At 62.5% G+C, this 20,196-nt stretch carries 12 protein-coding genes, 1 tRNA gene and 5 pseudogenes; 7 read left to right on the top strand and 11 right to left on the bottom strand.

Annotated elements, in window-relative coordinates:
* Positions 1-94 precede the first annotated feature (94 nt).
* Positions 95-1,348 carry an NADP-dependent isocitrate dehydrogenase gene (locus H9L14_RS06085; RefSeq protein ID WP_187709612.1) on the top strand — a complete coding sequence of 418 codons (1,254 nt, stop codon included), beginning with the start codon at positions 95-97 and terminating at the stop codon, positions 1,346-1,348.
* Here H9L14_RS06085 and H9L14_RS06080 read toward each other — a convergent pair.
* Positions 1,296-2,516 carry an FAD-dependent oxidoreductase gene (locus H9L14_RS06080; RefSeq protein ID WP_187709611.1) on the bottom strand — a complete coding sequence of 407 codons (1,221 nt, stop codon included), beginning with the start codon at positions 2,514-2,516 and terminating at the stop codon, positions 1,296-1,298. The genes H9L14_RS06085 and H9L14_RS06080 overlap by 53 nt on opposite strands.
* An 85-nt stretch (positions 2,517-2,601) precedes the next feature.
* Between H9L14_RS06080 and H9L14_RS06075 the strand changes: the two are divergent.
* Positions 2,602-4,354 (top strand): annotated as a pseudogene (locus tag H9L14_RS06075) (cation:proton antiporter domain-containing protein).
* Here the strand turns inward: H9L14_RS06075 and H9L14_RS06070 are convergent.
* Complete coding sequence (locus H9L14_RS06070) at positions 4,351-4,797, bottom strand: GFA family protein (protein ID WP_246444503.1); 447 nt, start codon at positions 4,795-4,797, stop codon at positions 4,351-4,353. The pseudogene H9L14_RS06075 and the gene H9L14_RS06070 sit on opposite strands and share 4 nt — an antisense overlap.
* Positions 4,794-7,449, bottom strand: a pseudogene (gene alaS, locus H9L14_RS06065) (alanine--tRNA ligase). Before alaS ends, H9L14_RS06070 begins: the two are co-directional and overlap by 4 nt.
* A 97-nt stretch (positions 7,450-7,546) precedes the next feature.
* Here alaS and H9L14_RS06060 point away from each other — a divergent pair.
* From H9L14_RS06060 to H9L14_RS06050, 3 genes and pseudogenes are all read left to right on the top strand, one after another.
* On the top strand, positions 7,547-9,037 hold the full coding sequence (locus H9L14_RS06060) for a tetratricopeptide repeat protein (RefSeq protein ID WP_187709610.1): 1,491 nt from the start codon (positions 7,547-7,549) through the stop codon (positions 9,035-9,037).
* An 80-nt stretch (positions 9,038-9,117) separates the two neighbouring features.
* A pseudogene (gene mtgA, locus H9L14_RS06055) lies at positions 9,118-9,851 on the top strand (monofunctional biosynthetic peptidoglycan transglycosylase); the annotation flags it as partial.
* A 357-nt stretch (positions 9,852-10,208) separates the two neighbouring features.
* Positions 10,209-10,880 (top strand): hemerythrin domain-containing protein, encoded by a 672-nt coding sequence (locus H9L14_RS06050; RefSeq protein WP_187709609.1) that lies wholly within the window; start codon positions 10,209-10,211, stop codon positions 10,878-10,880.
* A gap of 3 nt (positions 10,881-10,883) precedes the next feature.
* Here H9L14_RS06050 and dnaE read toward each other — a convergent pair.
* The 7 genes and pseudogenes from dnaE to proS form a co-directional block, all read right to left on the bottom strand.
* A pseudogene (gene dnaE / locus H9L14_RS06045) lies at positions 10,884-14,274 on the bottom strand (DNA polymerase III subunit alpha).
* A gap of 104 nt (positions 14,275-14,378) precedes the next feature.
* Positions 14,379-14,909 (bottom strand): hypothetical protein, encoded by a 531-nt coding sequence (locus H9L14_RS06040; protein WP_187709608.1) that lies wholly within the window; start codon positions 14,907-14,909, stop codon positions 14,379-14,381.
* Between the two features lie 68 nt (positions 14,910-14,977).
* A complete protein-coding gene (locus tag H9L14_RS06035; RefSeq protein WP_187709607.1) occupies positions 14,978-15,313 on the bottom strand; it encodes a lysozyme inhibitor LprI family protein in 336 nt (111 codons plus the stop codon).
* Positions 15,298-15,867 carry a hypothetical protein gene (locus H9L14_RS06030; RefSeq protein ID WP_187709606.1) on the bottom strand — a complete coding sequence of 190 codons (570 nt, stop codon included), beginning with the start codon at positions 15,865-15,867 and terminating at the stop codon, positions 15,298-15,300. The genes H9L14_RS06035 and H9L14_RS06030 overlap by 16 nt, the downstream gene beginning before the upstream one ends.
* 35 nt (positions 15,868-15,902) lie before the next feature.
* A pseudogene (locus H9L14_RS06025) lies at positions 15,903-16,576 on the bottom strand (ABC transporter ATP-binding protein).
* On the bottom strand, positions 16,569-17,819 hold the full coding sequence (locus H9L14_RS06020; protein ID WP_187709605.1) for a lipoprotein-releasing ABC transporter permease subunit: 1,251 nt from the start codon (positions 17,817-17,819) through the stop codon (positions 16,569-16,571). Before H9L14_RS06020 ends, H9L14_RS06025 begins: the two are co-directional and overlap by 8 nt.
* The gene (gene proS, locus H9L14_RS06015) at positions 17,816-19,138 is read right to left on the bottom strand and encodes a proline--tRNA ligase (RefSeq protein ID WP_187709604.1); all 1,323 of its coding nucleotides are present in this window, start codon (positions 19,136-19,138) and stop codon (positions 17,816-17,818) included. Before proS ends, H9L14_RS06020 begins: the two co-directional genes overlap by 4 nt.
* 400 nt (positions 19,139-19,538) lie before the next feature.
* Here proS and H9L14_RS06010 point away from each other — a divergent pair, with 400 nt between their 5' ends.
* On the top strand, positions 19,539-19,772 hold the full coding sequence (locus H9L14_RS06010; RefSeq protein WP_187709603.1) for a hypothetical protein: 234 nt from the start codon (positions 19,539-19,541) through the stop codon (positions 19,770-19,772).
* A 24-nt stretch (positions 19,773-19,796) separates the two neighbouring features.
* Positions 19,797-20,093: a WGxxGxxG-CTERM domain-containing protein gene (locus H9L14_RS06005; RefSeq protein WP_187709602.1), complete on the top strand. Its 297-nt coding sequence runs from the start codon at positions 19,797-19,799 to the stop codon at positions 20,091-20,093.
* Positions 20,094-20,106: 13 nt separating this feature from the next.
* Here H9L14_RS06005 and H9L14_RS06000 read toward each other — a convergent pair.
* Positions 20,107-20,182: transfer RNA gene (locus tag H9L14_RS06000), tRNA-Met, on the bottom strand.
* Between the last annotated feature and the right edge of the window lie 14 nt (positions 20,183-20,196).

Here is a 20,196-nt window from a genome sequence, read left to right as displayed (position 1 = left end):
CCTTAAGCGCGGCTCCCCGGCTGCACAACGCTGCGGTTGCCTGATCGCGGGCCGCGTCCTAATGCCCCGCCAAACCCGGAAAAGCAGGACAATAATGACCAAGATCAAGGTGAAGAACCCGGTCGTCGAGCTCGACGGCGACGAGATGACCCGCATCATCTGGCAGTGGATCCGCGAACGGCTGATCCTGCCTTTTCTCGACGTCGACCTGCTCTACTACGACCTTGGCATCGAGAAGCGCGACGAGACCGAGGACAAGATCACCGTCGACGCCGCCGAAGCGATCAAGAAGCACGGCGTCGGCGTGAAATGCGCCACGATCACTCCTGACGAAGCCCGGGTCGAGGAGTTCAGCCTTAAGAAGATGTGGAAGTCGCCCAACGGCACCATCCGCAACATCCTAGGCGGCGTCGTATTCCGTGAGCCGATCGTCATCGCCAACGTGCCGAGGATCATCCCGGGCTGGACCGACCCGATCGTGATCGGCCGTCACGCATTCGGTGACCAATACAAGGCGACCGATTTCCTGGTCCCTGGCCCCGGCAAGCTCACGATCAAGTGGGAAGGCAACAGCGGCGACAAGCTTGAATACGAGGTCTTCGACTTCCCGAGCGCCGGCGTCGCCATGGGCATGTACAACCTAGACGAGTCCATCCGCGACTTCGCCCGAGCCTGCTTCAACTACGGCATCAACCGTAAGTGGCCGGTCTACCTGTCGACGAAGAACACGATCCTCAAGGCCTATGACGGTCGCTTCAAGGACATCTTCCAGGAGATTTTCGATAGCGAATTCAAGGCTAAGTTCGATGAAATTGGCATCGAGTACCAACACCGCCTGATCGACGACATGGTCGCCTCTGCTCTCAAGTGGAGCGGCAAGTTCATCTGGGCCTGCAAGAACTACGACGGCGACGTCCAGTCGGACCAGGTCGCGCAGGGCTTCGGTTCATTGGGCCTCATGACCTCGATCCTAATGACTCCGGACGGCAAGACGGTCGAGGCGGAAGCAGCCCACGGCACGGTTACCCGCCACTACCGCATGCACCAGCAAGGCAAGGCGACCTCGACCAACCCGATCGCGTCGATCTTCGCCTGGACGGGCGGCCTCAAGTTCCGCGGCAAGTTGGACGAAACCCCGGACGTGGTCCGCTTCGCAGAGACGCTCGAGCGAGTCTGCATCGATACGGTGGAGGCCGGTCACATGACCAAGGACCTCGCGATCCTCGTCGGCCCGGATCAGCCGTGGATGACGACCGAGCAGTTCTTCGACACGATCGTGAGGAACCTAGAGACGACTATGGCTTCGTGGGAGAAGGCGCCGCAGGCGACTGAACCCGCTCGCGCCTGACGCCGAGCCCGACGATCCGACCCGGAATGCGCCGGAGCAACGGAAAGCGATCGAACAGCCGAATAATCAAAGGCGCCTGACGAATGGGCTCTGTGCCCTGAAGCAGGCGGCCGATGATTCGGTCCTGCGCTAGCTTCTGTCCGCCCTGGATGACGCGGGTCGGAAACATTCGGCGCTCCTGCACCCTGGCAAGCAGCGGATCCAGACTTTCTCCACTGGCCAAGGGTCCAGCAAGCGCGTTTGCCGCCGCTACAGCGTCCTGAACCGCCAGGTTGATGCCAATTCCGCCGATTGGCGACATCGCGTGAGCTGCATCGCCGATGGCGAGCAGGCCCGGCTTGTGCCAGGTCGTCAGCCTGTCGAGCTTCACGGTCAGCAGGTGAAGGTCGGAAATCTCGTCGAGCTCTGCCAGGTCAAGGTCCGATGGGGCGGCTGCGGCTACTTCCTCCCGGATCGCGTCGATTCCTCGCTTTTGGTAGGCCTCGGCAGCACCCTTCGGGATCAGGAAGGCGCATTGCCAATAATCGCCGCGATCGATCATCACGAGAAGCCTGCCCCGTTCGACGTTCCCGCGGAGTCCTCCTATCTCCTGCCTCGGCTTGGCGACACGAAACCAGAAGACATCCATCGGCGCCCCAAGATCCTCCAGCGGAAGCTTTCCGCGAACGATCGAATCCCGCCCATCGGCAGCGATCGTTAGTGGAGCGATGACGTCGCGCCCGTCCTTCATCCGGACACCGAGGACCTTGCCTTCTTTTTCGATGAAGCTCTCAACAGGAGACTCCATCTCGATATAAAACCCGGGGAAGGCTTTCCCCTCGACTCGCAAGAAATCGAGGAACTCCCACTGCGGCATCATTGCAATGAACGGCGCCGGGGTGTGGAGGTGCGACAGATCGCCGATCGTCCACTCCCGCCCGGCGAGGCGCAGTTCCGCCCGATCGACTTTGTTGTGTGGCCGATGAAGAAATCGCTGAAGCATCCCGAGTTGGTCGAGGATCTCCATCGTCGACGGGTGGACGGTGTCTCCACGAAAATCGCGGAAGAAATCCGCATGCTTCTCGAAAATGCGGACATTGCAGCCCGCGCGGGCGAAGAGCAGACCCGCCATCACGCCCGCCGGCCCTCCGCCGACGACGATTAGGTCTGCATCACGCTCTGACGTCATGCGGTCGCGCTTACAGCCCTTGCGCGCTCAAGTCAGCGCTACCCGGCAGGGTGACAGATTCTCGGGCACCTGCTCTAAAGCCGGCATGGCAGGCGAATTCGGCACTTCCGGTTACAGTGATGCCTTAGTCATCCTGGGTGCGGCCGGAATCGTCATCCCGGCCTTCGCCCGACTCCGCATCACGCCGGTCATCGGGTTCATCATGGTCGGAATGATCGTCGGTCCCGCCGGTTTGGGTGGGCTGACCGACGAAATCCCGTGGCTGAATTACCTTACTATTTCCACTCCCGAAGCGATCGATCCGTTCGCGGAACTGGGCATTATCCTCCTCCTGTTCGCGATCGGGCTTGAACTGAGTTTCAGGCGACTGGTCGCCATGCGGAAGATGGTGTTTGGCATCGGCGCCGCGGAGCTGATCGGTAGCGCCGTCCTGATCGGCGGAGCTTTGTACGTGATGGGTCAGCCCGCGGCGAGCGCTGCCTCCCTTGGGTTTGCGCTGGCCATGTCATCAACAGCACTGGTCTTGCCGATCGCCGGGACGACCAGCCCAGTCGGGCGCGCGGCGCTCGCCATGCTGCTGTTCGAGGACCTCGCCCTCGTCCCTTGCTGTTCCTCTTCGGAACAGCCGCAGCCGGCGCAGCTTCCGGACTGGTGGATGTTGTTTGGAAGGGCGCACTCGTCATCGCGGGCCTCTTGCTGATTGGACGGCTGGTCCTTCCGGCGCTTTTTGCACAGGCAGCGCGCACCAAGAGCCCTGAACTCTTCCTCGCCGTCAGCTTGTTGGTCGTCATTCTCGCCAGCATCGCGACGGGCGCCGTCGGCCTTTCGCCGATTCTCGGCGCGCTCATCGCAGGCGTCCTGATCGCCGAAACCGAATATCGAAGCGAGGTCGAAGTGGTGACCGCGCCATTCCGCGGCCTCGCTCTCGGCATCTTCCTGATCACCGTCGGTATGCGCATTGATTTCCGCCAGCTGGCTCAAATCTGGCCGGAGCTGCTCGTGGCGCTGGCAGGTGTACTGTTGGTCAAAGCGCTGGTCACCGGCACATTGCTTCGCCTCAGTGGCTCGCGAGAGGGCGTCGCGGCGGAAACCGGCCTCCTGATGGCTTCACCGTCGGAAACGACGCTCATCCTCCTCGGAGCAGCCGCCGCAACCGGCGTTGTCGCACAGGATACGGCAACCTTCTGGCAGGCGGCGACGGCCGTCGGACTCACCATAACCCCTTGCTCGCAAAACTCGGTCGTCTCGCGGCAAGACGGGTCGATCCGCAGGCGATGGATATGCCTGACAATGAAGCCGCAAAGGGTCGCACGATCATCTTCGGGTTCGGCCGGGTCGGCAGAATGGTCGCCGACATGCTGCGCGAGCACGGACGCCCCTATCTCGCGGTCGACAGCGACATCGACAATGTCATGGCCTCACGAGAAGGAGGCTATACGATCCTGTTCGGTGATGTCGCCCGAAGCGAGCTGGTCGAAAAGCTCCACCTCGGCCACGCGGCGGCGCTCGTGCTGACCATGGACGATCCGGTGCTCGTGGCGCGCCTCGCCCGCCGCCTCCGAAACTCGTTCCCGCAGCTGGCCATCATAGCCCGAGCAAGGGACACGGATCATGCGGCCAAGCTCTACGAGGCCGGCGTGACCGATGCAGTGCCCGAAACGCTGGAGGCCTCGCTTCAGCTCTCCGAAGCCGTGCTTGTCGACATCGGCGTGGCGATGGGACCGGTGATCGCCAGCATCCACGAGAAACGGTCGGAACTTCGCTCCGAGATCATGGCCCAGGCGGAAATGGAAGCGGAACCACGTCTCGGCCGCCGGCGGCTACGTGATGCCGGTTAGGCTTCCGACACCGGCTCGAAGCGGAGCACGCCCGCCGTGTAGGTCCTGTGCTCCGGATTATCGCCAGGATGCCGTTGCCCGTCGAAGACCACTACCTCGGCAAAATCGAATGGCGAGACACCTTCGAGGCAAGCCACATTGACCCCGAGCTGGTCTGGGCTCGAGCGCCGCTTGTGGTGCGTGTAGATCCCGCAGGTGGTGCAGAAGTGATGCTCGGCAGTCTTCGTGTTGAAGCGATAGGTCGCGAGCTTCTCCTCACCCTCGGTGATCCGGAAATGCTCGTCCGTTGACGTCACCGCGATCGCGCCGCGCATCCGGCAGATACTGCAGGTGCAGCGCCTCGCGGAAGAAAAACCGAACGGCAGTGTCGTTGTGAACTTCACCGCGCCGCAGTGGCACGAACCGTCGAGCGTAAGCGGTTCGCTGGCTGCGGTGTCGATCACGCTGCAACCTTCTCCAGCGCGTCCCTCACCGCCTCGATCGCCTCCTTGGCCCTTGAGCCCTCCGGGCCGCCTCCTTGGGCCATGTCGGGACGGCCGCCGCCACCCTGCCCGCCGAGTGCTTCAACGGCGGCCTTTACCAGGTCAACGGCACTGATGTGGCCGGCTAGATCGTCGGTGACTCCCACGGCAACACTGGCACGGCCTTCGTTGACAGCCACGAGAGCCGCGACGCCCGAGCCGATGCGCTGCTTCATCGCATCAACAGTCGAGCGCAAGTCCTTGGGATTCAGTCCGTCCACCACCTGGCCGAGGAACTTGTGGCCGTTCACCTGCTCTGGACCGGCCTCGTCGGACTTGGCTGAGCCGCCGCCCATTGCCAGCGCCTTCTTCGCATCGGCGAGTTCGCGCTCGAGGCGCCGTCGATCCTCGACCAGCGACGCTATGCGCGCGGGCACTTCGTCCGGAGACGATTTCAGCGTGGCCGCTGCCTCGCGAAGCTTGGCGTCACGACCGACAAGCCACTGCCTAGCGGCCTCGCCCGTCAGGGCTTCGATACGGCGAACGCCGGATGAGACGGCGCTCTCGCTGATGATCTTGAACAGCTGGATATCACCCAGCGCCCGAACATGCGTGCCACCGCAGAGCTCGACCGAATAATCGGCCTCCGGAGTGCGGCCCATGGAGAGAACCCGGACCTCGTCGCCGTACTTCTCACCAAACAAGGCCATGGCCCCGGCCTCGATCGCTTTATCCGGAGTCATCAGACGCGTCGTGACCGCCTCATTCCCGCGAATCTGTGCATTCACATCGGCCTCGACCTGCTCGATCTCATCACGTGACAGCGCCTTGGGATGCGAAAAGTCGAACCGGAAGTAATCCGGCGCGACCAGGCTACCCTTCTGCGTCACGTGAGTTCCGAGCCGGTGGCGCAGTGCCGCATGAAGCAGGTGCGTCGCGCTATGGTTGGCGCGCACGCGATTGCGGCGATCAGCGTCCACCGATTGGTGGATTGTCTCTCCGACCGTCAGTTCGCCTGCGGCAACCCTGGTTCGCAACACATGAAGACGTCCTAGAGGCTTAATTGTATCCTTAACTTCGCCCTGGAAGCCTTTGAGTGTGGTTAGTTTTCCGGTGTCGCCGATTTGCCCGCCACTCTCGCCGTAGAAGGGCGTCTGATTGGGAACCAAATCCACCGTTTCACCGATCTCGGCGCTTTCAACGCGCTTGCCGTCCTTAACGATCGTCAGGACAACGCCCTCGCCTTCGTCGCCGGAATAGCCGGTGAACTCAGTGCTTCCGAACTCCTCGGCAATGTCGAACCAGAGATCATCTGAAGCGCGATCGCCCGAGCCCCTCCAGGCGGCACGGGCGGCCGCTTTCTGCTGCGCCATGGCCGTGTCAAAGCCCTGGCGATCCACGCCCAGCCCGCGGGCACGCAGCGCATCCACTGTGAGGTCGTAAGGGAAGCCGTAAGTGTCGTAGAGCTTGAACGCGGTCTCGCCCGGGAGCGTGCCACCCTCGGCAAGGTCTCCCGTCGCCTCGTCGAGAAGGCGCAAGCCGTTCGCCAGAGTCTGACGAAAACGCGTCTCTTCCTGTGCCAGGGTCGCCTCGATAAGTGGCTGCGCACGGACTAGTTCCGGGTAGGCAGCGCCCATTTCCGCGACGAGCGCCGGAACGAGCCGATGCATCAGCGGCTCCTTGGAGCCAAGCAGGTGCGCATGGCGCATCGCTCGGCGCATGATGCGGCGAAGGACGTAGCCCCTGCCCTCGTTCGCCGGCAGGACGCCGTCGGCCACCAGGAAGCCCGAAGCGCGAAGATGATCGGCGATCACCCGATGGCTCGCCTGCCGGTCCCCTCGGCCCGCGTCTTCGTCAGCTCTTCGCTGGCCTCGATCAACGCACGGAACATGTCCGTATCGTAATTGTCATGCACACCCTGAAGCACCGCAGATACGCGCTCCAAGCCCATGCCGGTGTCGATGCTCTTCTTCGGCAACTCCGAAACGATCTCCCCGCCGCCTGCTCGAACTGCATGAAGACGAGGTTCCAGATCTCGACGAAGCGATCGCCGTCCTCGTCAGGGCTGCCCGGGGGTCCACCCGCGATGTGATCGCCATGGTCGTAGAAGATCTCGGAACAGGGACCGCAAGGACCATCGTCGCCCATGGCCCAGAAGTTGTCCTTGGTCGGAATGCGGATGATCCGGCTGTCCGGGAGGCCGGAGATCTTCTTCCAAAGGTCGAAGGCTTCGTCGTCGGTGTGATAGACCGTCGCGGTCAACCGGTCTGCACTTATTCCCCATTCCCTGGTGATCAGGTTCCACGCGAGCTCGATTGCGCGATCCTTGAAATAATCGCCGAACGAGAAATTCCCGAGCATCTCGAAGAAAGTGTGGTGCCGGGCCGTGTAGCCGACATTGTCGAGATCGTTGTGCTTACCGCCGGCGCGGACGCACTTCTGGGAACTGCTCGCGGTCGAGTACGGCTTGGTCTCCAGCCCCGTGAAGACGTTTTTGAACGGCACCATGCCCGCGTTGACGAACATCAGCGTGGGGTCGTTCTGCGGCACCAGCGGCGCCGAGGGCACTCGCGCGTGTCCGTTCTTCTCGAAATAGTCGAGGAAGGAGCGGCGGATGTCGTTCGTCGAGGTCATGTTGAGCGGCATGTAAATGGGCTGCTGCACTGCGGCAAGGAGCCGCCGCTAGACAGCGCACTGCCGAGTGCTAGCTTTCCCGCGGGAGATTTGCTCGATGAGATATTACGCGCTCGCGTTCCTGACGGCTGCCTCGGCGCCGGCCCTTGCCCAGATGGACATACACCAGGGCCATTCCATGAAAGAAGCAACGGCCAAACAGACTGTCCTGCTGGAAGGTTACGGCTCCGGAGGCTTTCCGATCTCAACGGCTAATCGCCAGGCGCAAGCCTTCTTCGACAACGGAATGCAGCTCGCCCATGCCTTCGCGCACAAGGCTGCGGTCGAGGCGATGCAGGAAGCGGTGCAGCTCGACCCGAAGTGCGCGATGTGCCTGTGGGGTGAGGCATGGGCCGACGGGCCGACGATCAACTTCAACAAGACCGAGGACGAGGTCGCGAAGCTTAAGGAATTGGCCGACAAGGCCGCCGAACTCGCGAAGGACCACGGCACCGAGCGCGAGAGAGCGCTCATTCATGCTCTGCAACTGCGATACAAGAATGGTGGCGGCGGCAAGGATGGCGACCTCCATTTCGCAAAGGCGATGGCCGCGCTCGCGAGCAAATACCCGGACGACAATGAAATCGCGGTGATCGCCGCGGACGCCTGGCTGATGACGCACGCCGAGACCGACGAAGACTGGAAGCTCAATGCCGGGCTGGCGATCCCGCTTCTCGAAGGAGTCCTGAAGCGCAAACCGGACGATACCCCGGCAATCCATTTCTACATTCACGCGACCGAAATTGCCGGGCACCCGGAGCTGGCGGAGCCTTATGCGGACAAGCTTGCAGCTCTGGCACCGAACGCCAGTCATCTCGTCCACATGCCCTCGCACACCTATTACTGGGTCGGCCGATACGAGGATGCGGCCAAGGCAAACATGCGCGCCGTCGAGATCGGAATCGACAATGCCAAGAGACTCGGCCTGCCCGAGCCTGCTGGCGTGTGGGGACTGCCCTATCACTCGCACAACGTGACATTCGGGCTTGGAGGAGCGCTCGAGGCGGGCGATGCGGATATCGGACTGCGGTTGGGCAGACCACTGGTCGCCCGGGCGCAAGTCCAGAAGGAAGGTGGGCCGTACAGCCAAATGATCTCGGGCAACGGCTATTACGCACTGGCGCGCTTTGCCGAGCCAAAGGAGGTCCTGGCCTTGCCAGAGCCCAAGCTACCTTTCCTCAACGCGGCCTGGCATTACGCGCGTGGCGAGGCATTCGCCAAGCTGAACAACATTGATGGTCTCCGCAAGGAAGCGGCCGCGATCCGTGGCGTCTCCGGAGAGCTAAGCAAGGATGACGGCTCGCTCCAGGCGCAAACAATGACGTACATCGCCCGGAATGTCCTCGCCGGCCGGGCAGCGATGATGGCGGGCCGCCCCGACGAAGCGGAAATTGCTTTCGCGCAAGCCGCAGAAATGCAGGAAAGCAACGATTTCTCGTCTGTCTCGGACCCTCCAGCATGGCACTATCCGGTTCGCCGGGACTTGGCGCTCGCCTTGTTGCAGCAGAATGACGTGGCTGGGCGCGCCGCGAAGCCGCAGCGGCACTGAAGTACCGCCCCAAAGATCCGGGAACCCTGACGTTGTTGTCCAAGCTTGAGGCGCGCTCGGACGCCCGCTAGGCGCTGCAAATGGCGAGACGACCGAAGTCGAATATTCCCCGCTACAAGCGCAGGCGTACGAGCAAGCGCTCCCCGTTCGGACGCATTGTCGGATTCATCGTCAAACTGGTGCTGATTTTCGTGATCGGCTCGGTGCTTTGGGTTCTCGCCTACCGGTTCGTGAACCCGCCGATCACGGCCACCATGCTCGGCGACCTGGTCGCAGGTCGCGGCGCCACTCGCGACTGGATGAGCATCGAAGAGATTGACCGCGACATGGTTCGCGCAGCTATCGGTGCTGAAGACAGCAAGTTCTGTTCGCATAATGGGTTCGACGTCGAAGCCATTGAAGATGCTATGAAACGCAACGCATCCGGGGGCCGGATTCGGGCGGCTCGACGATCAGCCAACAGACCGCGAAGAACGCCTTCCTCTGGCAGGGCGGCGGCTATTTCCGCAAAGGCCTGGAAGCTTGGTTCACGCTGCTGATGGAAAATCTCTGGCCAAAGCGCCGGATCATGGAGGTCTATCTCAACCTCGCCGAGACCGGGATCGGCACCTACGGAGTTAACGCGGGGTCGCAGCGCTACTTCGATCATGACGCTAGCGCGATGAGCCGGACCGAGGCTGCACGGATCGCGGCCGTCCTTCCGCTGCCGAAGAAGCGCGGCGCGGTCGCTCCAAAGGGCTTCACCAGACGCTACGGGAATTCGATAAGCTCACGGATCAGCATCGTCGCACGCGATGGCCTCGACGCCTGCGTTTATCAGGACATCATACCACCGAAGGAAAAGACGCCGCCGGCCACCGCGAAGCCGCAGAAGCAACTTCCGGGCGAGGAATTCGAGAGCGCGAAGCCGCTTCCTCCGCTAAATGAAGCGGTCGACGAACTGCCACCTGAGTCGCAAGAGCCCCTGGCCACAAACCAGCTCTCACCGGCTTCAGAAACGCAGTCCGTGGCAAACCAGGCGACGCCTCCCGAGCCAGGGAACGTGGAAGCCCCGCCTCCGCCGGTCGGTCAGTAGCTTAATTCGTTGATCGCCTGGCCTTTTGCGTTCGGCAGAGGAACGCCGGGCTGTAGCCCTCCGTTCATGCCGCGAACCCAAAACGGAGGACATGTGATGGCTACACGTACTCAGAGTCGATCCTCATCCAGCAATCGTTCCGCAAGCGGCGGATCGGGTGGAAGCGAGAACGGCCGGACCCAGTCGAGAAATCGCACCGCCATCAACCGAAGCGCCTTTTCATGGACCGACAACGCTGGCCCACTGCTGGGCGCTGCATTCGCCGGTGCAGCGATCGGCTTTGCAGCCAACTACGGCCGCAAGTTCCTGATGCAGGGCCTTGAAGCGGCTGCCGGCGATTGGGACCAGATCCTCGCCGCGGAACATGAGGTGGCGCTCGGCATCTTCGACAAGATGCTCGAAACCGACGAAACGCAGACCTGGAAGCGCAGCATGCTTCTAATGAAGCTTACCCATGCGCTCGACAAACATGCGCACCAGGAAGAGATGGTCGTCTATCCGGCGCTCCGCGAGGCGAACATGGCTGTCAATGCGGACGAACTCGAAGGCGAGCACGGCTACATCAAGACTTTCATTTACGAACTGAAGAACATGGGGCCCGAGGCTCCGAACTGGCTTGAAAAGGTCCGGGAGTTCCGAGCACTGGTTTCCAAGCATGCGCACATGGAGGAAGAAGAGGTCTTTCCATCCTTCAAGCAGAGCATGACTGACGAGCAGAACGCCAAGGTTACCGGCCTGGTGAACGCCGACGGTTTCTGGATGGCGTGAAGACTAGCCGACGAGGGCGAGTCTCGGCGGTTCCTGAACGGAAAGGTCGACACTCCCCTCGCCGGTAATTCGCTGGATGCGTGCCTGGAGCTCGGCGTCGAGCGCGAAATCGCGGCCAGCGATCACCACTGCTTCTCCGCCCTTTGAAAGAGGGAGCAGCAGGCGAACGACTCCGCCTCCGCCATGCGCTCCGGCAAGCTCATGCGCGATCGCAGGCACTAGCAGGGGCGAAGAGACCCGCACTTCCATCTGCAGACGAGTCCGCTTGGCAAGACCCTCCAGCGGCTGGAATCGCTTGATCGCCACCCGAGGAATTTCGTCTCCGGGACGCTTGTCGAGTTCTACCGTCAGTAGGCCGCACGTTCCGGCGCGGGCTGCAGCCTCGATGGCGGCGCTGGCTTCATCGTCAAAAATGCTGGCCTGGAACTGGCCGGACGAGTCGCTCAAAGTGGCCATGAGGTAGCGGCGGCCCTTCGCAGACGTCCGCCAGCGCGCTTCCTCGACGAGGCCCGCCATGACCGCGCCCGCGCGACCTTCCGCCGGCATCGGGATATCGGCGAGCTGCGCAAAGGTCTTCGCCTTGTTCGCTTCCAGCAGGTGGCGGTGCGCGTCGACGGGATGGGCGGAGAAGTAAAAGCCGAAGGAATCCCGCTCGGCCGCCATTCGCTGCGCAAGCGACCATTGCTCGACCTTGGCGAGTCGGATCGGGGCGACCGAGGCCTGGCTGCCTCCGAACAAACCGTGCTGACCGCTCGTGCGCTGTTCCGCGGCGCTAGCCGCGTGAGCAAGGATGGTCTCGGCAGATGCAAAGACGGCCGCGCGGTCAGGAGCGATGGCGTCGAATGCGCCAGCGGCCGCAAGGCTCTCGATCTGCCGGCGATTGAGAAGGCGCGGATCGATGCGTTCCGCGAAATCGTCCAGCGACTTGAACGGCCCCTCTCCTCGCGCTCGGCCACCAGCGCTTCCATGGCCTTTTCGCCGACGCCCTTGAGCGCGCCGAGGGCGTAGCGGACCTTGCCGTCCGCGACGGAGAAGGCGGCCTCGCTCGCGTTGATGCAAGGCGGCAAGCACTCGACTTCGCCTCGACGCATGTCTTCGACGAACAGCGCGAGCTTGTCCGTCTGCGTCATGTCGAAGCTCATCGACGCCGCGTAGAATTCGGGTCTGTGATGCGCCTTCAGCCAGCCCGTATGATAGGCGACCAGCGCGTATGCGGCGGCGTGCGACTTGTTGAAGCCGTAGCCTGCGAACTTGTCGATCAAGTCGAACAATTCCGATGCCTTCGCCGACGTGATGTTGTGCGAAGCACAGCCTTCGACGAAGCGGGCGCGCTGCGCGTCCATCTCCGACTGGATCTTCTTGCCCATGGCACGGCGCAGGAGATCCGCTTCGCCGAGCGAATAGCCAGCGAGCACCTGCGCCGCCTGCATGACCTGTTCCTGATAGACGAAGATGCCGTACGTTTCCTTGAGCACCTCCTCGAGCATCGCGTGCGGATATTCGATCGCCGCGCGCCCGTTCTTGCGGTCCCCGAATAGCGGAATGTTATCCATCGGGCCGGGCCGGTAGAGCGACACGAGCGCGATGATGTCGCCGAAGCTTGTCGGGCGGACGGCCGCGAGCGTCCGGCGCATGCCCTCCGATTCCAGCTGGAAAACGCCGACGGTGTCGCCCCGCTGGAGGAGCTCGTAGACCTCTTCATCGTCCCAGGTGAGCGCCGAGAAATTGACGCTCACGCCCTGCTCGCCGAGCAGCCGCTCGGCCTCCTTGAGGACGGACAATGTCTTGAGACCGAGGAAGTCGAACTTCACCAGGCCCGCAGCCTCGACATATTTCATGTCGAACTGCGTGACCGGCATGTCCGACCGGGGATCGCGATACATCGGGACAAGGTCGTCGAGGCGCCGGTCGCCGATCACCACACCCGCAGCGTGAGTGGAGGCGTGGCGTGGCAGGCCCTCCAGTTTCATCGCAAGATCGATGAGGCGGCGTACGTCGGAATCGCCTTTGTACTCGGCCGCCAGCTCCGAGACGCCGTTCAACGACCGTTCTAGGGTCCACGGGTCGGTCGGATGGTTCGGGATCATCTTCGCGATCCGGTCGACATGGCCGTAGCTCATCTGGAGCACGCGCCCCGTATCCTTGAGCACCGCGCGCGCCTTCAGTCGCCCGAAAGTGATGATCTGCGCGACCCTATCGCGACCGTACTTCTGCTGGACGTAGGAGATCACCTCGTCGCGCCGTGTTTCGCAGAAGTCGATGTCGAAGTCCGGCATCGAGACGCGTTCAGGATTGAGGAATCGCTCGAACAGCAGGTTCAGCGCGAGCGGGTCGAGGTCGGTAATCGTAAGCGCCCACGCGACCACCGAGCCCGCGCCAGAGCCACGGCCCGGCCCCACCGGGATGTCGTGCGCCTTCGCCCATTTGATGAAATCGGCGACGATCAGGAAGTAGCCCGCGAACCCCATGCGGGTGATGACGTCGATCTCGAAATCGAGCCGTTCGCGGTAGCTTTCCTTCTCCTCGTCGGTCCGGCCCGTCAGTCGCGAATCGAGGCCCGCATGCGCGTCAGCCCGAAGTTGCTCGTCCTCGTGATCCGACAGCCGCGGCAGGATAGGCCTACGCTTCGGAGCGCCGACAGAACAACGCTGAGCTACAATCGCCGTGTTCGCCAAGGCCTCGGGCAGGTCGACGAACAGCTCGGCCATCGCCGCTGAATCCTTGAGCCAGGCTTCCGGCGAGGACGTGTGGCGATCGTTGCTCTCGATGTAGGCCGACTGGGCGATGCAGAGCATGGCATCGTGGGCGGCGTGGAAGCTTGGATCGGAATAGGCGGCTGGATTGGTTGCGATGAGCGGGAGGTCCCGTTCGTAGGCAAGCTCGATCAGTGCTTCCTCGGACGCTTCCTCGACCGGATCGTTCCGGCGGATGATTTCCACATATAGCCGATCGGTAAAGCATGCGTGCAGGCGATCGAGATAGGTCGCTGCCTTGCCCTTCTGGTTTTCCGACAGAAGCCGGGCGAGCGCGCCTTCCGAGCCTGCGGTCATTGCGATGAGGCCATCGCTCATCGCTTCCAGAGCCGAGAAGGGCACGTGCGGATCGAGTTCGACCGGGCGATCGAGATGGGCCGACGAAACCAGGTGGCAGAGGTTCGAATAACCCTGCTCGTCCTTCGCCAGCAGGACCAACCAATCGACCGCGCTTCCCATCTGGGACGGTCGGGCGACAGCGAGCATTGCGCCAACAATAGGCTGTACACCCTTTGCTACGCAGGCTTCTGTAAACGCCATGGCCGCATAGAGCCCGTTGCGATCAGTCAGCGCGACGGCCGGGAAGCCCAGCTTCGCGGCGCGCTCCGCGATGACTTTCGGCTCCATCGCCCTTCCAGCATCGTGAAGGAGGAAAAGATGCGAAGCGGAACGTACGGCTGAGTCACACTCGAACTATGGCGCTCCGCGGCACGATTGGAAGGCTCGCAGCCCCGCTTTCCACAGATTATTTGGGAATTGCGACGGGCTTATATGTGAAGTCGAAAAATGGCTGCCAGGTCACGCCTTTGTTGGTCGAGATTTGGCCTTGTTGACGCACCGCCCCACCTTCTAGGCGGCTGTACGTCATTCGGACCAGGCTCTCTTCTCCCGGTTTGCGAGCGCCCTTCCAGGAACCGGTCAGCACCATCTTTCCGTCCACCAGGTCTCCTTCGAACAAGACCCGCGCATTCGCTGCGTCCATCCAGACCTGGTGCCAATGACCGTCTTCCGGGTCGTATGTGTTGAGGCTTCCACCGGCTGTCCCAGTCAGCGGCGTCCAGTTCTCGCGAATGACGCACCCGCCGTAGAGGTTCTCGACTACGCTTCGCGCGACCAACCTGTCCTGCCCGGTTGGAAAAACATCCCATGTGCCGACCCAGAAATCGAACTGCCGGTGCTGCGGGGTCTTGCAACCGGACGCAACCTGGGCCGCCGAAACTGACGGAAGCGCCAAGGCCGCAATTCCAGCTATCATCAAGTAACGAATGGGAATCACGGACCCTTCTCCACTGATTGCAGAAGCGCCCAGTTCGTCAAATCTGACAAGCCCAAATCGACGAAACGCTAATGCTGCGGAGTCCACCTGCCGAGCATGATGTCGCGGATTTCGCGCATGCGCCCTCGATAAGTCTCGGCGATGCAGTCGTTGCTCGTGCAGCGGTCCCGATAGATCAGGAAGGAATCACGCGTGCGGGTCAGCAAGCCCCGCTGCTTTGCGTCGGCTTCCGACATTGCGCTTCCGAACTGCGCCGCCATGCGGCGATCGAGGATCGCAAGCCGGTAATCATTGCAGACCGCCACTTCGCCGCTCGTCTTGGCATTGGAGCAGTTGAAGCTCGGAGTGACGGTCGCGGCATTCGAAGCGTCCGCGCCTTCCGACTGCTCTACGGGCGGAAGCACTTCCACCGAATTGTCCGGTTCCGCGGGTGCAACTTCATTTGCGTTGGGCGGCAGCAAATCGCTTGTGCGCGCGTCCGCAGTTCGTGCGAGCGTCGTGAGGGCGTAATGATCTCATCGGCGTTGGAGACGGTCACCGCAGCGCCATCAACGGTGTAGAGAATGTCCGCGCCGAGCGAACGACGACCGCCCGCAACAGCAACCCCAGGCGGAAGGTCGAGCGTGAGTGTGCCGTTACAGGTTACGCTTCCCCCGCTTTCATCGCGTAAGACTGGCGCTTCCATCCGCACTGTCGAAAAGGATGCGATCTTGTCAAACGCCTCCTGGTCGCTGCCTCGGGCCGCTGCCGCCTGACGGAACAGCTCGCGCTTGATCTGATCGTATGTCGTTTGGCTTCCGCAGCGTTCCGAAGGCTCTTCACTGGATAACGTAACCTGGTTGCCGGTCAGGCGATCGTCTTCGCTCGACCGGTTGCCCATCACGATCATGATGACGATGAGCAGGACCAGCGCTCCGAGCGCAATTGTGGCAAGAACTGTGGGGTTTACGCGTTGCATCGGGCCGCTAACGCGCCCGTCGTCTTCCGGCTCCACTATCCAAGCAGTCCCTCGTGGAGCCGAACCACTCGGTCCATCTTTGCGGCGAGGCGCTCATTATGGGTTGCCACAAGGGCGGCACTACCCTCCCCCGCACCAGACCAAGGAACTCGGCAAGGACCGTATCGGCGGTTGCCTCGTCAAGGTTCCCGGTCGGCTCGTCGGCGAGGACGAGCGGCGGCTTGTTGGCGAGCGCCCGCGCAACGGCGACCCGCTGTTGCTCGCCTCCGGAAAGCTTCGAAGGCCGGTGATCGAGACGAGCGCCAAGGCCAAGCGCTGTCAGCAATTGCTCCGCGCGACCCAGGGCAGCCTCGGTTTCGGCACCGTGGATTAGCTGCGGAAGGACGACATTCTCACGCGCGTTGAACTCGGGCAGCAGGTGGTGAAACTGGTAGACGAAGCCCAGCGCGTTTCGGCGAAGCTCCGTCCGACCTTCGTCGTTGAGCGACGCGGCCTCCCTACCCGCGATCCGGATCGAACCTTCGAAGCCGCCCTCGAGCAGGCCCACGGCCTGCAGCAGCGTCGACTTCCCAGACCCCGACGGGCCGAGCAGCGCCACAATCTCGCCGGGCTGCACATCGAGATCGACTCCACGGAGCACCTCGATCGTCACGTCGCCCTGCGTGAAGCTGCGCTTCAACCCGCGCGTCGAAAGGACCGGTTCACTCATAGCGAAGCACCTGCACCGGGTCGGTGCTCGCCGCCTTCCATGCCGGATAGAGCGTCGCGAGGAAGGACAGGATCAGCGCGATCAATATGATCGCCGTCACCTCGAATGGATCGGTCTTCGATGGCAGTTCTGACAGGAAGCGCACAGACGGGTCCCAAAGATTCTGCCCCGTGATCAGTTGGATGAAGTCCACGACCGCCTGGCGGAAGAAGAGGAAGATGGCCCCGATGATGATCCCGAGCACGATCCCAAGAGAGCCGATCGTAACTCCGACGGTCACGAAGACCTTCATCATGCTTCGCCGGCTCGCCCCCATGGTCCGGAGGATGGCGATGTCACGGGTCTTGGCGCGCACCAGCATGATCAGCGATGACAGGATGTTGAAGACGGCGACCAGGACGATCAGCGACAAGACGACGAACATCGCGACGCGCTCTATCTCCAGCGCTTCGAACAAGGCCGAGTTCATCTGCTGCCAGTCGACGATGATCCCGCGCCCCTGAACCAGCGGTCCAAGCGGGGCGAGGATGATACGGGCTTTGTCCGGATCGCTCGTCTGGATTTCGACCATGCCGACCTGATCGCCAAGCATCAGCAATGTCTGCGCATCCTGCATCGGCATGACGACGAACGCCTTGTCGTAGTCGTAGACGCCGACTTCGAAGATCGCTCCGACCTGGTACGACACTATGCGCGGGACCGTCCCGACAACCGTCGACCGGCCTTCGGGGCTGATCAGGCTGATCTCGCTTCCGACATAGGCACCAAGCGTCTCGGCAAGACGCGATCCGATCGCGACTCGATTGCTGCCCGGCGTGATCGAGGCGATGCTTCCGGACTTCACGTTCTGGGTGATGACCGGGTTGTTGCGGATATCCTGAAGCCGCATTCCGCGGACGAGAACGCCTTCGACGCGCCCGTTTGCCGAAGCCATCAAAGGCTGCTCGATCAATGGCGTTGCCGAGGTGACTCCAGGCAACTTGCGCGCCTCGTCGGAAATCTGCTGCCAATTGGTCAGGCGGCCCTCATAGCCTTGCACGATCGCATGCCCGTTGAGGCCGACGATCTTGTCGAACAGCTCCGCGCGGAAACCGTTCATCACGCTCATGACTATGATGAGGGCAGCAACACCGAGTGCGACGGCGAACAGGCTTATTGAAGCGACGAGGAAGATGAACCCCTCGCCCTTGCCGGGAAGCAGGTATCGGCGAGCGACCGTGCGCTCGTACCGGTTGAGGATCATTCGGACATTCTCGCGAGGGCGGATTCCACGCTCAGCTCTTGCTTCTCGCCAGATGAACGGCGCTTGAGTTCGACCGTGCCCGCGGCAATTCCGCGGGGACCGACGATGACCTGCCACGGCAGACCGATCAGGTCCATCGTGGCGAGCTTGGCCCCGCCACGCTCATCGCGGTCGTCGTAGGCGGTCTCGATGCCGGCGTTCCTGAGGTCCGTGTACAGGCCTTCCGCGGCCGCCACGCTGGGCTCGTCGTCCTGACGCATCGTGACGAGGCCAACTTTCCACGGCGCAACGCTCTCCGGCCAAATAATGCCCGCATCGTCATGGCTCGCCTCGATGATGGCGCCGACGAGGCGGGAGACGCCGACTCCGTAGCTCCCCATCATCGGAGTGACCGGCTTCCCGTCTGTGCCGGAGACTTTCAGTCCCATCGCCGCCGAATATTTGTCACCGAAGTAGAAGATGTGGCCGACCTCGATGCCACGTCCGGTGCGCTTGCGGTCGTCGGAAATCGTCGCCCAACGCGCCTCATCGTGGGTCTCGTCGGTCGCCGAGTAAGTCGAGCCAACGCGATCGAACAAGGCCTTCAGTCCTGCGGCATCGCCATACTGGAGGTCCGACTGCTGCCAGTCGAACTCTTCGAATGCGGCATCGTAAAAGACCTCGCTCTCGCCCGTCGGTGCCAAGACGATAAACTCGTGGCTCAGGTCGCCGCCGATCGGGCCCGACGCAGCTTTCATCGGCACGGCCTGAATACCCATGCGCTGGAAGGTGCGCAGATAGGCTAGAAGCTGGGTGTAGTAGCTCTGCCGCGCACCTTCTTCGTCAAGATCGAAGCTGTAAGCGTCCTTCATGAGGAACTCACGTCCGCGCATCACGCCGAAACGCGGGCGGACTTCGTCGCGGAACTTCCACTGGATGTGGTAGAGCGTGCGCGGAAGCTCACGATAGCTCTTCAGCTCGTCGCGAACGATCGCCGTGAGCATTTCCTCATTGGTGGGCCCGTAGAGCATCTCGCGATCGTGCCGGTCGCGAATCCGCAGCATTTCCGGTCCGTAAGCGTCGTAGCGCCCACTCTCGCGCCACAGGTCCGCCGCCTGGATCGTCGGCATCAGCATCTCGATCGCACCCGCGCGATCCTGCTCTTCGCGGACGATCTGCTCGATCTTCTTGAGGACCCGATACCCGATCGGCAGCCAGGCGTAGATCCCCGCCGCCGTCTGGCGGACCAGCCCTGCGCGCAGCATCAGCTTGTGGCTGACGATTTGCGCGTCCGAAGGACTCTCCTTCAGAACCGGCAAAAAATAGCGGGAAACGCGCAACTTCAGATGCCTCCAGAGGACCGTGGAGCCGGTGCCCTAGGGCGCTAAGCAACAGAGCGCAATCGGGCTCGACCCCCGGCTCGATGTTGCCGGGCAGCCACAGGGTGTGCCCAAAACCTGCCGCACATTGCTTATGCAGGTGACAAGCCACGGCGCCGCGGCATAACTTGCAGTCCTTCCGGCGGGCTGCCCCTTGGGGCCGATGTCGGAAGCTTGAGGCGACGCGCGAAAGCGGGACGCAGCAAGCATCCAAGGGGCTGACGAGCAATCGTCACGCAGGACGCCCGGATCGCCACGCGGTCCGGGCGTTTGCGTTTCGATTGCGCACTCTTGGAAGTGAGTCGCATACGGTGGTATTGCGCCCTTAGCGCTGCTTTCAGCGCTTACACAGGAGGGCACCATGCGAACACGGTGGATGCTCGGCATGATCGTAGCGGCGGCATTGGCCGGTCCCGCTGCGCAAGCGCAGGAAACCAACGAGTCCGGTATCCGGACCGAGACGCAGGAACGTCTGCGTAGCGGCCCGCCGAAGATTGACTGGTTCAATCTGCTCGGAGCGTTGGGCCTGCTCGGGCTGCTGGGCCTTAAGAAAGAACATGGCGAGGACAGTTACCACCCGGCCTCAGTCGAATAGCGCCGACTAAAGGGGAGTTTGAAGATGCGGAATGTGACTTGCTTCCTGCTGGCCGCCGCTTTGGCATCAGCACCTGCGATGGCCCAGAACGAGCCCGCGCCTGCCAATGCGGCCGACGCGAACGCGACCATGGCCATGCCAGCCGACAATTCGATGATGGCTGGAAACGACATGGCTGCGGCCCCTGCGCCCGTCACGACGGAAGCGCCGGAACCCGCGCCGGCTCCCGCTCCGGCCCGCAAATCCGGTGGCGGACTCCCTTGGGGAGCGATCGGGCTTGTCGGGTTGATTGGGCTTCTGGGTCGCAAGCGCCGCGACTGAATCCGTCGCGGCGTGGTAGCGGAGGAGGGACTTGAACCCCGACACGCGGATTATGATTCCGCTGCTCTAACCAGCTGAGCTACTCCGCCCCAGGAAGGCATGG

It is taken from the genome of Sphingomonas sediminicola (assembly GCF_014489515.1).
Taxonomy (GTDB): domain Bacteria; phylum Pseudomonadota; class Alphaproteobacteria; order Sphingomonadales; family Sphingomonadaceae; genus Sphingomicrobium; species Sphingomicrobium sediminicola.
The sequence above is the reverse complement of the archived record's forward strand: the minus strand, read 5'-3'. Positions and strand labels throughout refer to the sequence as shown.

Excerpts from the sequence above, each read along its gene's own strand:
- H9L14_RS06085 (WP_187709612.1), top strand. The coding sequence starts at position 95 with ATGACCAAGATCAAGGTGAAGAACCCGGTCGTCGAGCTCGACGGCGAC.
- H9L14_RS06080 (WP_187709611.1), bottom strand. The coding sequence starts at position 2,516 with ATGACGTCAGAGCGTGATGCAGACCTAATCGTCGTCGGCGGAGGGCCG.
- H9L14_RS06060 (WP_187709610.1), top strand. The coding sequence starts at position 7,547 with ATGAGATATTACGCGCTCGCGTTCCTGACGGCTGCCTCGGCGCCGGCC.
- H9L14_RS06050 (WP_187709609.1), top strand. The coding sequence starts at position 10,209 with ATGGCTACACGTACTCAGAGTCGATCCTCATCCAGCAATCGTTCCGCA.
- H9L14_RS06030 (WP_187709606.1), bottom strand. The coding sequence starts at position 15,867 with ATGCAACGCGTAAACCCCACAGTTCTTGCCACAATTGCGCTCGGAGCG.
- H9L14_RS06020 (WP_187709605.1), bottom strand. The coding sequence starts at position 17,819 with ATGATCCTCAACCGGTACGAGCGCACGGTCGCTCGCCGATACCTGCTT.
- H9L14_RS06010 (WP_187709603.1), top strand. The coding sequence starts at position 19,539 with ATGCGAACACGGTGGATGCTCGGCATGATCGTAGCGGCGGCATTGGCC.
- H9L14_RS06005 (WP_187709602.1), top strand. The coding sequence starts at position 19,797 with ATGCGGAATGTGACTTGCTTCCTGCTGGCCGCCGCTTTGGCATCAGCA.